Origin of the sequence: Streptomyces sp. NPDC101490, from assembly GCF_044767145.1 — a bacterium.
Lineage (GTDB): Bacteria > Actinomycetota > Actinomycetes > Streptomycetales > Streptomycetaceae > Streptomyces.
Window position 1 is genome coordinate 1 of the sequence record NZ_JBIWNI010000011.1, and the last position, 14,690, is coordinate 14,690.

Sequence of the window (14,690 nt, forward strand, 5' to 3'; positions counted from 1 at the left end):
GCCGCGCCACTGCGTGGCGCCGGAGGGTCGGCCCGGAGGGCTGTCACCTTCGGTGACTGCGGGGCGGTGTGGGTTGGTCCGGGGGTGCGGGTGTCGAGTGGGGGCATGTGGGGTGCTCTCCTGGATCTTTGGGGGATGAATTTGCTGGTCAGAGCGGTGCTGGTGGGTTGGTGGTGAGGGTCGGGGGGGGTCCCCTGCGGGGACGGGGTGGAGGGCCGGCGGACGGTGTGATCACGTTGTGCGTTCAGTATGGGGGCCCCAAGGGTGGGCGTCCAGCCCCCGGCTCCCTCTTTTGGGTGATTACTCAGGGGGAGATATCGGCGTTCGCTGATCAGGGGAGAGGTCTAAACCACAAAGACACGGCAACGAGAGGAGGGGGCGGCTTTTTTCCTCGCCTGAAATTCCGTCAGCTGCTTCACGGGAAATCCGGTTCCCGCATAACCGGAAACACGGACGGAACGCATCACGTGATGCGCCTGTGTAACGTCTGGAATTCCCCTTCACCACCACAATTCTGACGGGGAAACAGGGAAGTCCCGGACCCCTGAAAAAGGCCCGGGACTTCCCTGTTTGCGAATACCGAATAACCAGCCCCACCACGCCTTCCGTACCCGCCGCCGGGCACCAGGAGGTGACGGCCGGTCAACCGGTACTGGCAGGGTCCTGGCTCCAGTCGAGCCCCGGGGGCGGGGCGGGGCGGTCAGCTGCGTCGACCAGGGCGAGGAGGACGGGCGGGGGCCGTCTCGCGTGTGCGGGCGTCTGGGCATGTGGGGGCCTGGGCGCCTGGGCGTTGGCAACCCCTCCCGGGCGGTCCCGAGCGGGCGGAGCCGCCTCGTGTGCACGAGGGTGCACGTGCACCTGTGCACACGTAACGCGAGGGCCGGAGGGCGGGCGGCCGAGTGCGCGGGCGTTGGGAGCCCCCTGGAACGCCCCGCAGCGCAGCCCCGGCATCGGGAGACCCCGGGGCGGCGGGAGACCCGCAGACAGGCACCTAGAGCCCCGGAACGTCCCGGCGGCGCCACGGACGGACGACCCCGCCGGGGCGGGCGGCAGGCGGAACCCGGACCGACGCCGGTCCGTCGTGCCCCGGGGCATTCACGGCGGGAAAACACCCGGAGCACCCGGAGCAGACCTTCCCCGGGGAATGCATCACGCGTCGGCCTGTGTACCGACTGGGAATCCAGGCCACCACCCCAGACGGCGGAGAACACCACACCAGAGCCTGCCTCAAAAACGGGGACTGGCCCCACCCTGGAATGGCGACCCGCCTGCCCTGCATCAAACTGATGCAGCATGTAGGAATGGCAGAACCGGGTGACACCCCCTGGGTCACGAGCCCTCCCAGCGGACGCACACACGTCGGGCCCCGGGGGGGGCCGGAGCCGGGGCGAGGACGGCACGGGCCCGGGGGCGCCACACGACAGACACGGAACGGCCCAGCAGCACAGCCGAACCCAACCCGAAACAGGGCCGGAACCCGGCATCACCCCAGCTCAGACACCACCAGAAGAAACCATGCCGCACCACCAGGAGAACCGGCACGGACACCCCGCAGCGCGCCACACAGCGCGGCGCAGCCCGGCCCGGAACACCACCGGACGACGACGGAACCAGCGCGCCAGAACACCACGACCGCAACACGAAAAAGACCCCGAGGCGCGACACACACCCCGGAACCACCCCCGCACGCGCGGGGAGCAGCAAGCCGGACGGTCCGATGTGGGGCATGGACGCGGTTCACCCCCGCTCGCGCGGGGAGCAGTCTTCCTGACCAGCAGTTATACCCCCCACCCGTCCCTCCTGGAACCACTTCCACCGAAACAGACCGGGGGCACCGGGGCGGGACGGCAGCAGCCGGGACCACCACACGGCCGGAGTTCACCGCCTCGCACGCGCACGACACACGCGCGCCTTGACCCCCGCCCCCGGCAGCGGCACGGCCGGTGAAGAAGAACTCCCGGGACCGCGCCCGGAGAACGGAGCCCCGGACGGCCAGGCGCCCCGGCGCGGCGCCGGACGACGGCGGCCGGAACCCGGGGCGCCTCGCACACGCACGCACGGCACGCGTCACTCGCGGCACGCACGGCACGCCTTGACCACCCCTCAGCAGACCGTCGCGGGTGAGCACGGCGAGGCGGTGGACGATCAGGGCGGAGACGAGGTCCGTACCGGCGCGGCGCCGGGCTACGCATGGCCTCGCGCCTGGGTGGTGATCCCGGTCAGTACTGGATGAGGACGGCGCCGTTCCCGCCGTCGGCGCCGGGGTTGCCGGCGCCGACGGCGGACTTCACCGCACCGCCCGCGCCACCGCCGCCGTACGCCTGACCGCCGACATCGACGGCCGCGCCGCCCGCACCGCCCGCGACGACGCCGCTCTCGGCCTCGGTGCCGTCCAGGCCGTTGGCGCCCTCCTCGTCCAGGAGGTCGACCGAGATCCCGGAGCCGATGGCGACGCAGTCGCCGGAGGAGGCGCCCAGCGCGCCGCTGCCCTGCCGGTCGGCCTGAGTGCCGCCGGTGCCTCCGTCGCTGATGCTGTCCCCGCCCAGTCCGCCCGTTCCTCCGAGCGGCACGGTGCCTCCCTGGCCCAGACCTCCTCCGCTGCCTGAGCCGCCGGGGGCGGTGATGACGACGAGGCCGCTGTTGGAGCCCACGGTGGTGGCGCCGCCGCCGCCTCCGCCGCCCGCGGCCGAGGTTTCGCCGCCGAGTCCAGGGGCGCCGTTGAGGAGGAGCCCGCCCGCTCCGCCCGCTCCGCCGGGGTTGATCTGGAGGTTCACGTTGGATGCCTTGGCGCCGCCCTTACCGCCCGCGGCGACGGTGTAGGGGAGGCTGATCGGGTCGGTATGGGCGGGAAGGGCGATGGTGCACGTGGTGACGCTCGCGCTGCTCCCGCCGCCGCCGCTGCCGGCGATGGGGGCGATCGCGTTGTAGCGCGAGCCGGACCCGCCGCCTCCGCCGCCCGCCCCCCACGCGGTGACGGTCACATGGGTGACGCCTCCGGGGATGGAGACGCTGCCCGCGCCGGGTGTCGTCGAGAGGTGGGTGGTGAGGCGGTGCGCCGGGCGGGGCGTCTCGGCGGTGGGGGCGGCCGCGGTCGCCGGGGGCGCGGCGAGGACGGCCGCTCCTCCCAGGGCGAGGGCGCCCGCCAGGGCGGGGAGGCGGTGGCGGGTGGGGGTGTGCTTCACGGGGGACACGTGGGTGCCTTTCGAACGACGGGAGCGGGGGTGCCGACATGGGGACAAATCGGCCACATGCGGTGACGTTACGGGAGCGGAGTGTCACCAGCCAGTCGTCGGTCGCGGGGCGCCCGGATCAGGACGTCGGCCCCGAAGATGCGGCTTCCGAAGGGCGAGGACGCTCCGGGGTTCGCGGCTGCGCCGTACGCGGTTGGGGACTGGGTCGCGTGGGACTCGGCGGACGGTACGCGGATCGTCGGTCAGGTCTGGTCGCTCGCCCCCGGTGACTCCTACTGGGTCACCACGGACCGCTCGGGCGTCACGGGTGAGGCCTTCCTCATGGACCGCTGCAAGGTCGCTGGCAGCGGTAACGGGCAAGGATGCCCGTTACCGCTACTCCGTCGCCGGATGCCCCGTGCGGAGCATGGGGCCTGCGGGTGCCGACGTCAGCATGGAGCGGCTGCCGGACGGGCTGGGTGTGGTGCCGGAGTCGCCCGTGTTGTTCGCGGCCTACGCGCCCCGGGCCCCGTTCCAGTTCTACGTGCCCGCGCCCGTGGTGGCTCCGGCGCCCGTGGTGGTGGATCCGCGTCCGGTGGAGGTGGGCTCCTGCCCCGTCTGCGAGCGGGTTGGAGTGCGGCTGTACGAGGTGCTGGGCCGGTCCGGTGTGGCGCTGTGCGCTGCGGACCCGGCCGAGTGCGCGGGTGTGCCGGTGGAGTCCCTCCCGGTCCTGGAGCTGGACGCCGAGGAACTGCTGGAGGCGTCCGGGATGGTGGAGGACGCTCGAAGGAACCGCGTACGCCAGGGTGCCGAGGAGTGGGCGGTGCGGCAGGAACTGACTGGCCGTTCGGTGCCGGTCGCGTTCGAGCGGTGGGCAGCGGAGAACTGGCGCGGGGACGACTTCGGGGCGGGGTTCGCGGAGTGGCTGCGTGCGACGGACCAGGCGCCTGCGGAGCCGGGGGCCCGCCCGGAGCCGGGGGCCCGCCCGGAGCCGGGGGCCCGCCCGGAGCCGGGGGCCCGCCCGGAGCCGGGGGCCCGCCCGGAGCCGGGGGCCCGCCCGCTGGGCGGGCGGGCTCCCCGGCTCGGTCACATGCGAAAGCCGGGTGGGGGGAGTTTTTGCAGGTCAGGGCCGTGTTACCGGGCCTCGTGTGACTCCTCGTGTGACTGGCTGTGTGACGGAAACAGGCGGTCAGGGGAGGGTGGGAGCGGGTCGAAGTCCCCCGAAAAACAAAGAAGTTACATAAGTTGCTGTAGGTTGGTGCGGGGCCCGCCCGGGGCCCCCGCACCGACCGAAAGGCGACCCACCCATGCCCGCCAGCCCCCGCTCCCCCGAGCGCACACCCAAGACGTACACGTCCGGTACCGGAAGGCCGGCGGTCCGGCCGGTCGACGCCCAGGCGAAGCTCGCGCGGACGGTCAACGTGGTGGGCCTCGTCTGGGAGCAGGGCAAAATTCGCGCGCGGCAGGACCAGGTGTCCCTGTCGCACGCGGTGGAGGTGCTCCTGGAGGCGTACAGCGCGGGCCTGGTCGACATCGGGGCGCTCTCGGCGCAGCTCGATGAACTGGCGGAGGCGCGGCGCGAGGCGTCGTCCTGACCCTGGGCCTGGAGGGCGGCGACGGCTGACGGGTCGCCAGTCCCGGCCCGCGGATGCAGCGGAGCCCCGACCGGTGAACGGTCGGGGCTCCGTGGCGTGTCAGAGGGTTCTGGTGATGATCCATGCCGAGATCAGGGTGATGGGCAGGGCGCCGACGGATTGCATGGCCCCTTGTATCAGCCAGCGTGCGAGCCGTTTCGGCGGCGAATCCGGCCGTCTGGGAGGGGGATCGGTAGCATCGGGCTTGAACACGTCGTTACTCCTTAGGGATGACGTGACGGTCGAGAGCCACCGCCCAACCCTCAGCTGCCAGGCGACAGGGCAGGGCGGTGGCTCCTCGCATTCACCCTACCTCTCCTTTGAAGGTCAAAAAGCACTTCGGCTTGCGACATTCGGATGGGTGTAAGCTTTTTCCTTTGATTCAACGGTCACGACCTGCAGTCTTGCGCGTCGCGCAACTAATACCAATCCGAATTCCCCGCCAAAAGATCTTCACGGAGCCCCGGGCCGTCAGACGGCCCGGGGCTCCGTGGCGGCGCGCGGGACGGCGACGGCTGACGGGTCGCCAGCCCCGGCCCACGGATGCAGCGGAGCCCCGACCGGTGAACGGTCGGGGCTCCGTGGCGTGTCAGGGGTTCCCCCTCGATCTCGGGCCACACTTCGCGGGCGGGCTGCTCGGTCTGGTCCTCGGTCAGATGCGGGTGAGGGTGGAGGGGCGGTTCATGCGGAGCCCGCCTCCACTGCCGATGTAGCGGCGGGCGATGCCCCATCCGGCGGCGGCGAACGCCTCCCAGAACGTGTCCCACAGGGTGGGGGCGACGACCTGCCAGTACGGGGTGCGACCGTCCGCGAGCCGGGCGGTGCAGCCGGTGGCGCTGTAGGTGATGCGGACTTCGAGGGAGGGGACGCCCAGCGCCGCGACGGCGGCGAGGGCGGCGGCGAGCGGGCGGCGGCGTCCTCGATGACGGCGGCCCGGACGGCGGGCACCCCCTGGGCGAGCGGGACGGCGGAGAGGTCGACGGGCACTTCCCCGGTGGCCGGGGCCGGGACGGTGGGAACGGCCGGGGTGGTGGGGACGGCCGGGGTGGTGGGGACGGTGAGCTTGCCGTGGGTGAGGAGCCAGGCGACGGCGGCGCGGTGGGCGTAGGTGGGGCGGGTGGGGGTGCCGCCGACGGCGGGCGGGAAGCCGTCGCGGTGGCGCCAGGAGGCTGCGGTGGTGCGGCGGACGCCCGCGATGAGGGCGACGTCGTCCAGGCCGATGTGGTCGGTGTCCGGGGTGAGCGGGGGCAGGGAGGCGAGGAGGGAGCGGCGGCCGGGCGGGGGTGGCGCGGACGGCGGGCCAGTCGATGTGGAGGCGGACGGTGTCGAGGAGGGCGACGGTCTGGGCGTTGTGGAGGGGGACGGTGGTGGGGCCGCCCTGGGAGGCCGGGTAACGGACCTGGGTGGTGTGGGTGGGGGTGAGGTAGCCGAGGCGGACCAGGTGGTCGAGGTCGGTGCGGCGGACGCCGAGGCGGTGGGCGGCCTGGTCGGGGCCGAGGGGGACGTGGCGGTCGAGGACGGCGGGCAGGTCCCGGCGGCGGGCGAGCTGGGCGACCTGGTCGGCGTGGACGACGGGAAAGTCGGGGTCGTCGCCGAGCTGGACGAGGAGTCCGGCGCGGACGAGGCGTGCGACGGCGGAGACGGTCACCGCGGATCGCCTGGGGGGCAGCGGGTCGCCAAGGGCGGCGGTGAGCTGTTCGGCGGCCTGGTGTGCGCTGCGGACGAGGAGGGCGGCGCGGAGCGCTTCGGGGTCGGTGGCTTCGACGGTGGCGCGGGTCCACTGTCCGGGGCCCGCGTCGGGGGGCGGGACGAGGCCGGTGGCGGCGGCCCACCGCCAGGCGGCCACCGGTAGGTCGAGGCGTCCGGCGGCGCCGTACTCGTCGTAGGTCTCTCGTCGGGTGCTCATGTGGTTCCTTCCGTGGCTGTCGTGTGGGGCGGGCGGGACCTGACGGTGCCTTTCGCCGGAAAGATCCCGGAACGTTCTGTTATGTGTCAAGTGGCCTCCTCCTGCGGTGAGTTGGGGGTTGCTCGTTGCAAGCCGCCCCCGCGTACGTGAGGGCCGGGATTCACCCGGACGGGTGAGCCGGCGGTCCGCCTCCGGGGCGCGGGGCGGGGGTGCACGGCCCGCTGGGGCCGGGAGCGCCTGTTCCTGGGACTCGTGCGACAGCGCCCCGGGGGCCCGGGGCGCTGTCGTTGTTCTGGGGCCCGCCGCGCGAGAGCGGGTGGGGGCGGTCGGTGTGTTACTTCTGCGGGGGTTCGCTGTCCCGGCGGGCTTCGCGGCGGGCGCGGCGCAGTTCCAGGGTGATGCCGAGCAGGGTGCCGAGGACGGTCAGGATGTCGGCGGCGAGTGAGATCGTGTCGTTCATGGTCTGTCCCTTGTGGTGGGTGGGTGGTCACCGGGTGGTGGCCGTGGGGCAGACCCTGGAGGTGAGTGGGTTTGTACGGGGCTCCCGGAGCGGACATCGCAGGTAACTTCCGGATAGACGGGGCCGGGTCCAGGACGGGCCGGACAATCACGGGCGGACAAGCGGGGGTTGGAAGAAGTGGTGGAGCCGAAGAAGCGGGGGCGTGGGTGGGCGCCGGTGCGTCCTGTGAACACCCATGCGGGGGTCCTGGCGGAGTTCTTGCGGCGGCGGGTCGATGAGTCGGGCAAGACCCTCGCGGTGCTGTCGAGGGATGTCGGCTATTCCACGAGCCAGGTCAGCACGCTGTTGAGCGGGCGTATCCCGCCGCGGGCCTTCGTCGTCCGGTTGATCGCCGTGACCGTGCCGCCGGTGCTGCGCGAGCGCCGGGAGTCCGAGGCTCTGCGATATCTGCGGGATGCCGAGCACCCGCCGGGCCCCGCTTCCGGGCCCGCTCCGGTGGCGCCTCAGGTCTCCGCCGTGACCCTGGCGCAGGCGCAGGCCGCCCAGATCCAGGTGTACGAACGTCTGACGCGGGCCCTGGAGCAGGAAGGGGAGCTGCGTCAGGCGGCGGAGAACTCGGCCCGTCTGGTCTGGGTGCTACTGGGCATGGTCAGCACTCTCGAGGACCGTGTGCGCAGGCTGTCCGGCGAGCGGGACCGGCTCGCCGTGCAGGTGACCGAGGGTGAGTTGGAGGCGGCGCGGAGGCGGATCGGGCGTGCGGAGGAGCAGAATGCGACGGCGGAGTCGGAGCTGGCCCGGGCGCGGGAGAAACAGCGCCAGGCCGAGGACCTCGCCGACCGGCTCCGCCGGGAGATTGAGGACCTCGCCGACGAACTCGACCGTCTGCGTGGCGACGGCCCCTCACTCCACGACCACCTCCCCATCCTCGTCACCGCCTCTCGGGACCTGGGCGGCGGGCGTGATGCCGAGGCCGACGACATCGACGCCGCGCTCGCCCGGGCGGCGGCGGTCAACGACCAGGACGCGGACACCATCGACCGCATCAGCACCGAGATCAGCAGCGGGCCCGCACCCGTTCCACAGGTACCGGCACTTGTTCCGGACAACCCTCTGACCAGCCCGGACACGGCGAACAAACCCGCCACCCAGCTCAGGGAAGAGGCCGAAGCAGCCGCAGACCGCGGCGACGCTCCCGAAGCGGCGCGGTTGTACGGCACGCTCGCCACACTCTCGACCGCCTACCTCAGCAAGGACCCCGAGGACTCTTTGGAGAGCCGCAGCCATCACGCGTACTGGGTCAGCAAGGCTGGCGACCCGGCCACCGCACGCGACCTCTACACCAAGCTGGTCGCCGACTCCATCCGCGTCCTCGGCCCCGACCACGAACACACCCTGCACAGCCGCCGTGGACACGCTCACTGCATGTGGCAGGCCGGTGACCCGGCCACCGCACGCGACCTCTACACCGAGGTCATCGCCGACTCCATCCGCGTCCTCGGCCCCGACCACGAACACACCCTGCACAGCCGCTACAGCCACGCCTACTGCGCAGGGCAGGCCGGTGACCCGGCCACCGCACGCGACCTCTACACCAAGCTGGTCGCCGACTACATCCGCGTCCTCGGCCCCGACCACGAACACACCCTGCACAGCCGCGCGCAACGTAGTCGCTGGGCGAAGGAGGCTGCTGGGGCTCAATAGACCTCGCCATGCTGGTATCGGTACGGGTCTGGTGTGTGCGCCTGGCGGTGCAGAGCAGCACGCTGTGTACGGCTTCACGGAGGACTCGCCGCATCGGGCCGGTATCGGGAGCGACTCGGGGCCACCGGCTACGTGAAGGCCGCGGATCACCCGGACGGGCGAGCCGGCGGTCCGTCTACGGGCGGCTGGCGGAAGCGCCGTCGTCCGGGGGGGCGGGTCAGCGGACGGCCAGGAGGAGGGCGATGGCCGCGGCGGCCCAGGTGCCGGTGACGGACAGGGGCTTGTCGAGCTGGGGGTGGCGGTGGACGAGGTAGCCGACGGCGGCGAGGAGCAGGACGAGGGCCAGGAGCACGGCGACGACGAGGGCGAGGAGAGACACGGGCGGGGGCCTTCCGGGCAGGGCGGTGCGCCGGGAATGGGCGCGACGGCGCGCGGGGCGGCGTGCTGGACATCGCGGGGTGTCGGCGTCGGTGCGCGGCGGTCCGGATGGTGCCGGGCGTCGGGGTTAGCCCAGCAAGTCCCGTACTGCGGAAGGCGGGAGGGGTGAAACGGGGCAGGACGGGGGCGGCCGGAGGCGGGGGCTCGACGGCTGCGAGGGGTGGTGACCGGCGCCCGCTGGGGCGTTGGGTGCCGGTCACCGGAGCCCGGGGAGCGATAACCAGTCGGCAGCCCGGCCCGGGAGTCACAGTAGGGCCCGGCGGAGGGGTCTTCCGGCCCCGGTGAGGGGGGAGGTCGAGGCGCTCGACCTGGCGGAGCTCCGCCGCCTGGTCCTGGCCGCCATCGCCCCGTACGTCGAGCAGTCCGTGCTCCGTGAGCGCATCGCGGAGGAGGAGCGGCAGCGCGGGCTGCTGCGGTCCTTCACCGAGGGATGGCCTCCCGGCCGCCCCGGGCGACTCCCCCACCCTCCGGTGCCGGTCGTGCACGGGGGTGGGCGGTTAGCATGCGGGAGCGCCCGTTCCCCGGCACTTTCACTGCCGGGGATGAGCCGAAGCACGATAGTTGTCACCAACGGGACCGGATGAGCTGGCCGACGGGGGCGACCGAGGCAGCCTGGTTGTCACACGCGAGGCATCCGACTTGTCACTGGCGCTCTTTCGGCAGCCTTTCTGTCACCAGCGCCAAGAAGATGCGGGCGGTGGGTGGCACCTACACGGTTCCTCTGTCGGGCAAGGTCATCCGCCAAGCGTGACCGGGCCGAGTCTGGACGGCATATGGCGCATGGCCACCGCCACGGCCTCGTGTGCTGTGGCGAACAGGCCAAGGTTCGGAGTGATGAACCCTGTCCCCACCCCGTACGTGTCGTCGCTGCCCGCGGTCAGGCACGGTCCGACGACGGTCATACGGGGGCGGGTGGTGGTCGAGAAGCGCAATGCCCAGTGGCTCGTGAACGGGTAGAGGGCACGAAGCGCCGGCTCGGCGTGCGCCGCCTCGATCAGGGCTTGGTACGTCTCCTGCCAGACGTAGTCCAGCTCGCCCGCCTCCACGCGCATGCTCTGCCACTCGGATTCCACCAGGCGTGCGGAATCGAGATCGGGCACCTCGAACCGGCCGGTCAGGTGCACGAAGGGCACCGCTTTGCGAATGTCGCTCAGGGCCGCTCCGTCGTGCCAGGCGCGGGCGGCCCTGGCGACCTCCGCCAGGTCGTCCGTACTGCCATCGATGAGGGACAGGCTCTGGAACGGTTCCGTGCCGCAGATGGACCATCGCCGCTCGTGCGACCAGGCGCTGATCTGCAGCGGCTCGCGGTGCGGCAGCATGCTTGTGACGGTCGCGTGGAGCAGCGGATCAGCGCCTGGCGACGTGACGGAAGCACCAGCGAGGCCGGATTCCGCCTCGGCCCGGAGCGCTGTGGCGAGGCTGCCCAAGACCGCTACATCGGGGTACAGAACAGCGGGATCAGGAGGAGTGGGCAAGGCTCCTGATTGTGCCCGAGCCACTGATTTCCGGGACGGGCGGCCCCAACGACCCGAAGCCGCGCCGGTGACAACTACCGTGCTTTGGCTCAACTGCCGGGGAGCGGGCGCTCTCGTGTGCTGCTGGGTCAGGCGTTGATGCCGATGTGGGAGACGTAGGCGTAGGCCTCGTAGTCGGAGTCCAGTTCGGTCAGGACGTCGTCCCAGATTTCGTCGACGCTGTTCTCGTCGCGGGCGGCCCAGGCGTTGGCGAGGTCTTCGCCGACGTATCGGAGGGTGATGGTGCGCTGGGAGATCTCGCGGCGGCGGTATTCGGTGGGGACGGCGGTGTCGTTGACGGGGTGGATCTCCATGCGGCGGCCCTGGCCGTTGTTGTCGAGGTGGCGGCCGAGCCAGCCGGAGCGGGCGACGTTCTCCCGGCGGCGGGTCCAGTACGCGGAGTCGATCTTCGCCAGGTTCCTGGCGGTGGGGGCGGCCTTGCTCTTGCCCGCCATCCAGGAGCGGATGGTGCGGGGGCTGACGCCCTGCTCGCGCAGCGCCTCGCGGCCTTTCTTGCTGTCGAGGTAGCGCAGGCGTGCGGAAAGGCCGCGCTTCGAGGTGACGGGTGAGGAGATTCCCGAGGAGTAGACGATCCGGTTCAGTTCCGCGACGAGGGCCTGACCGCCTTTCATTCCGGTCGCATTGTGCTTTCCGAATTGACCCCACTGGTTCCACAGGTCTGGCGATCCCGCCATTACCGCTTACCTCCGAGGGTGTAGGTGTGCTTTTCCTTGACCTGGTTCAGGTCCCGGCCTTCGGGGAGCACGGAGCGCCAGTCACCGATGATGTGGAGTTCATCGGTTCCGGAGATCTGGACGACCCGGAGTCCGGCTTTCTGCGCCTTGTGGGCTTTCATCCACAGGTTGGCGAATGCCTTGGACCGGATGATGTGCATCCAGTCGGGGCGGCGGAGTTCCCGGTTCATGCTGGATTCCCCGATGGTCGACACGAACTTAGAATACATTGCCTTAACATATTCCACGGTCAGTTCGTCGTTTTCCGCGATGGCATTCTTCCGGGTTTCCGCCATGGCCCGGCGCATTTTCTCCAGCAGGCCCTCCGACGCTCCGGACACGAGGGACTCGTGGATGAGGGGGGCGTCCGCGAGGTCCTGGCGGGCGCAGTCGAGCAGGAGGCGCAGGGTCGACTCCCCCACCCAGACCTGTCCCGGCTCCATGCGGTTGCCCAGCGGGTTGGGCAGGTCCGTGTGATCCCAGGCGGGTGGTGTGATGAGGTGGACGCCGGACTTCTTCGGGTCGTGGACGCCGCTGGTGTCGGACTTGAGCTGTCCGATGGGGAGCCAGCACTTGAGCGCGGAGAGGTAGGCGGCGTTCATGTCGAGCGCCGACACCTGGATCTCCTGGGTGTCTTTCTTCGCCGCCGCGAACAGTGCGGAGTTACGCCATTTCGGGCGGCCTTCCCAGATCTCGTCAGCGCCTTTCTGGGACTTCTTGCTGAGGATGTCGTGAGTGGGCGGGAATTCGGAATGCTCGTACCTGCCGCCGACCCGGGATGCTTTCAGGAGGTCCATCACGTCGGGAATCGCGGATTTGACCAGCAGGTCCCTTGCCGCTGCCAGGTCGCCGCCGCACTCCTCCAGGGCCTCCTCCACACGGCCGGTGATCCGCTCGATGAGCGGCTCCGACGCGTACCGGGGAGCGGAACGCGTCACCGGGCGCGCCTCGGCGGGCGGAGCGGGAGCGGCAGGCGGAGCGGCGGGCGGGGACGGAGCCGGTACGGCGGGAGCGGGAGCGGGCGGAGTCGGGGGAGCGGTGGGTGCGGGCGGGGGTGCGACCGGCCCGGCGGCGGGGACGGGCAGGGACGGCGCTTCGGCGGCCGTCGCAGCCGTCGCGGCCGTCGCCTCGGCGGTCGGCGCGGGCGCCAGCTCGGGCGCGGCCGGAGCCTGTGCGGGCGGAACCGGGGCGGGCGGCGGGGTGCTCGCGGCGGCGGCGACGGCCGCCGCGCACTGCTCGGCCGTCAGGTGCTGGGGGAAGCCGTCGAGTTCCGCGATGCAGGGCTGGCCGCACAGGACGCAGGGCTGCGGGGCTCCCAGCCGCTGGACGGCCGTCTGCGGTCCGGTGTCCTTCTTGAGGGCGGTGCCGTCCTCGTCCAGGGTGCCGTCCAGCGTCAGGACGAGCGGCGCGCCCGGCACCGCGACCGGGGTGAAGGCGGGGACGGAGGAGACGGCGCCCGGGGCCGGAGCTGGGGTGGGGAGGGGCTGGCCGAAGACGTTCCGGAGGCTGGGGGCCGCGCCGTGCAGGACGCCGACCGCGTGGGTCGGGCCGGCCAGCAGGTCCAGGACGTGCAGACCGAAGTGCGCGGCCAGGCCGTCGATGTCCTCCAGCGACCAGTGCTGACGACCCGCCTGCTTACGTGACACCTGCGCCTGCGACAGTCCCAGGGCCTCGGCGACGACGTTCTGGCGTTCACCGGTACGCGCCATCAGCGCAGCGACCGTGAGCCTGAGGAGCGCTTCAGTATCCATCACCATGATGCAACTCTAGGCCAATTGATGCGGAAAACGCATTGAGAATGCGTGATGCGTCACTGTCTCGGGTGATGGTGATCATGGTGGCTCCGCCCCGGCACCGACCGGGACCCGGCTCCCATCACCACGGGCGCGGGTCACGGAGCTCCATGGCGTTCCGGGCGGACTGCTCAGATGCCCCCGAGTCGGCGGCATGCCGCCTCGATCAGGGCGCTGCCGGAGTGCGCGAGGGGGTCTCGGTCAGGACGGCGTCGATGACGTGGGCGGTGATCTGGGCGAAGGCGCGGAAGTTGCCCCGGGCGCAGCGTTCGTCGGCCCGGGCGATGTGCTGGGGTGGCACTTTGCCCCACAGCGGGTGGTAGGCGGGCAGGACGGCCTGGGACTGGGTGGGGGTGAGCGGCGGGATGTGTTGGCGGGTGAGGATGCGGGAGGCGAGCTCCGGTATCCGCTGGAGGATTCGGGTGCTTCCCGTTCCGGTCAGGATGAGGGTGGTGGGTGCGCCGGGGTCGGCTGCCAGGCGGCACAGGTATTCCAGGGCGGGCGGGGACAGCCGCTGGATGTCGTCGTACACGAGCACGTGCGGGCTGCGCAGTGCGGTGGACAGGGCCTGGTCGGTGGTGTTGTAGCGGTTGTCGGGGCGGACCTTGAGTGCGAGTGCTTCGGCGATCGCGTGGCGCAGCTGGGAGACCGTGGCGGCCACGGGTACCGGGACCCTGCGTACGGCCGGGCCGGGTGGCAGGAGGGAGAGGGCGTACTGCAGGGCGACGGTCTTGCCGGCTCCCGGGGCGCCGTCGATGTTCATCACGCCGCCGGCGGCCACGACGTGCCGCAGGGCGGAGGCGGTCTGTTCCAGGGCTTCGGTGACCACCACGTCCGCTTCGGGGACCAGCGTGTCCACGCCCGCTGTGGCGCAGTCGGGGCCGGCCTCGAAGGGGTGGTCGCCTTCGCAGGGGCAACGGCGGGCCCGGTACAGGGGCGTGGACAGGTCCGCGGTCGGGCGGGGACCCGGCTTCCGGCCGCGGGTCAGGTCGTGTTCGGCTGCCAGCAGGGCGTCCATCCGGGCCCACGTCGTCTCGTCCCAGGCGGGGGCCTTCAGCCACCATCCCGCGCGGGCGGGAGTGGTTCGGGGCGGGGGTTCGTCGCGGGCCTGCCACAGCCAGCGTGTCACCGTGTTCACCGGCACGCGGGCGAGGCGCGCCGCGGCGCGCCGGTGCGGGCCCAGCAGCCGGCCTGTCTCGTCGATCGCGAGGAGGCGCTCCACCAGCACCGCGTGGGACAGCATGCCGTTCCGGATCACCTGCGCCATCCGTCAGCCCCTCACCGGACGAAGGAGACCGGCGCCGTCCTGGCGGCCGGGGGCCGGGAGCGTGCGGACTCGC

11 protein-coding genes are annotated in these 14,690 nt (G+C 71.9%); 2 read left to right on the forward strand and 9 right to left on the reverse strand.

Annotated features, from left to right (window positions below; translation table 11 throughout):
* Window positions 1-2,219 precede the first annotated feature (2,219 nt).
* Window positions 2,220-3,191 (reverse strand): hypothetical protein, encoded by a 972-nt coding sequence (locus ACIRQY_RS20695; RefSeq protein WP_403927731.1) that lies wholly within the window; start codon window positions 3,189-3,191, stop codon window positions 2,220-2,222.
* A gap of 1,286 nt (window positions 3,192-4,477) precedes the next feature.
* On the opposite strand from ACIRQY_RS20695, the gene ACIRQY_RS20700 reads away from it, so the two are divergent.
* On the forward strand, window positions 4,478-4,765 hold the full coding sequence (locus ACIRQY_RS20700) for a hypothetical protein (RefSeq protein WP_403927734.1): 288 nt from the start codon (window positions 4,478-4,480) through the stop codon (window positions 4,763-4,765).
* Between the two features lie 99 nt (window positions 4,766-4,864).
* Here ACIRQY_RS20700 and ACIRQY_RS20705 read toward each other — a convergent pair whose 3' ends face one another.
* From ACIRQY_RS20705 to ACIRQY_RS20715, 3 genes are all read right to left on the reverse strand, one after another.
* Complete coding sequence (locus ACIRQY_RS20705; RefSeq protein WP_403927736.1) at window positions 4,865-5,017, reverse strand: hypothetical protein; 153 nt, start codon at window positions 5,015-5,017, stop codon at window positions 4,865-4,867.
* Window positions 5,018-5,456: 439 nt separating this feature from the next.
* On the reverse strand, window positions 5,457-6,710 hold the full coding sequence (locus tag ACIRQY_RS20710) for a hypothetical protein (RefSeq protein WP_403927737.1): 1,254 nt from the start codon (window positions 6,708-6,710) through the stop codon (window positions 5,457-5,459).
* Between the two features lie 334 nt (window positions 6,711-7,044).
* Window positions 7,045-7,170, reverse strand: a complete 126-nt coding sequence (locus tag ACIRQY_RS20715; protein WP_351796422.1) for a hypothetical protein — start codon at window positions 7,168-7,170, stop codon at window positions 7,045-7,047.
* A 225-nt stretch (window positions 7,171-7,395) separates the two neighbouring features.
* Here ACIRQY_RS20715 and ACIRQY_RS20720 point away from each other — a divergent pair, with 225 nt between their 5' ends.
* Window positions 7,396-8,871 carry a tetratricopeptide repeat protein gene (locus ACIRQY_RS20720; RefSeq protein ID WP_403927739.1) on the forward strand — a complete coding sequence of 492 codons (1,476 nt, stop codon included), beginning with the start codon at window positions 7,396-7,398 and terminating at the stop codon, window positions 8,869-8,871.
* A gap of 217 nt (window positions 8,872-9,088) precedes the next feature.
* Here ACIRQY_RS20720 and ACIRQY_RS20725 read toward each other — a convergent pair whose 3' ends face one another.
* The 5 genes from ACIRQY_RS20725 to ACIRQY_RS20745 form a co-directional block, all read right to left on the reverse strand.
* Complete coding sequence (locus ACIRQY_RS20725; RefSeq protein WP_403927742.1) at window positions 9,089-9,250, reverse strand: hypothetical protein; 162 nt, start codon at window positions 9,248-9,250, stop codon at window positions 9,089-9,091.
* A 793-nt stretch (window positions 9,251-10,043) separates the two neighbouring features.
* Window positions 10,044-10,628, reverse strand: coding sequence for a DUF6193 family natural product biosynthesis protein (locus ACIRQY_RS20730; protein ID WP_403927744.1), 585 nt, complete (start codon window positions 10,626-10,628; stop codon window positions 10,044-10,046).
* 284 nt (window positions 10,629-10,912) lie between these two features.
* Window positions 10,913-11,455, reverse strand: a complete 543-nt coding sequence (locus ACIRQY_RS20735) for a hypothetical protein (protein WP_403927747.1) — start codon at window positions 11,453-11,455, stop codon at window positions 10,913-10,915.
* Between the two features lie 62 nt (window positions 11,456-11,517).
* The gene (locus tag ACIRQY_RS20740) at window positions 11,518-13,314 is read right to left on the reverse strand and encodes a helix-turn-helix domain-containing protein (RefSeq protein WP_403927750.1); all 1,797 of its coding nucleotides are present in this window, start codon (window positions 13,312-13,314) and stop codon (window positions 11,518-11,520) included.
* Between the two features lie 202 nt (window positions 13,315-13,516).
* Complete coding sequence (locus tag ACIRQY_RS20745) at window positions 13,517-14,617, reverse strand: AAA family ATPase (protein ID WP_403927753.1); 1,101 nt, start codon at window positions 14,615-14,617, stop codon at window positions 13,517-13,519.
* Between the last annotated feature and the right edge of the window lie 73 nt (window positions 14,618-14,690).

Bases quoted from the DNA above. Each gene is read 5' to 3' on its own strand.
- ACIRQY_RS20700 (WP_403927734.1), top strand. From the start codon at position 4,478: ATGCCCGCCAGCCCCCGCTCCCCCGAGCGCACACCCAAGACGTACACG.
- ACIRQY_RS20710 (WP_403927737.1), bottom strand. From the start codon at position 6,710: ATGAGCACCCGACGAGAGACCTACGACGAGTACGGCGCCGCCGGACGC.
- ACIRQY_RS20715 (WP_351796422.1), bottom strand. From the start codon at position 7,170: ATGAACGACACGATCTCACTCGCCGCCGACATCCTGACCGTCCTCGGC.
- ACIRQY_RS20730 (WP_403927744.1), bottom strand. From the start codon at position 10,628: ATGCTGCCGCACCGCGAGCCGCTGCAGATCAGCGCCTGGTCGCACGAG.
- ACIRQY_RS20735 (WP_403927747.1), bottom strand. From the start codon at position 11,455: ATGAAAGGCGGTCAGGCCCTCGTCGCGGAACTGAACCGGATCGTCTAC.
- ACIRQY_RS20740 (WP_403927750.1), bottom strand. From the start codon at position 13,314: ATGGTGATGGATACTGAAGCGCTCCTCAGGCTCACGGTCGCTGCGCTG.
- ACIRQY_RS20745 (WP_403927753.1), bottom strand. From the start codon at position 14,617: ATGGCGCAGGTGATCCGGAACGGCATGCTGTCCCACGCGGTGCTGGTG.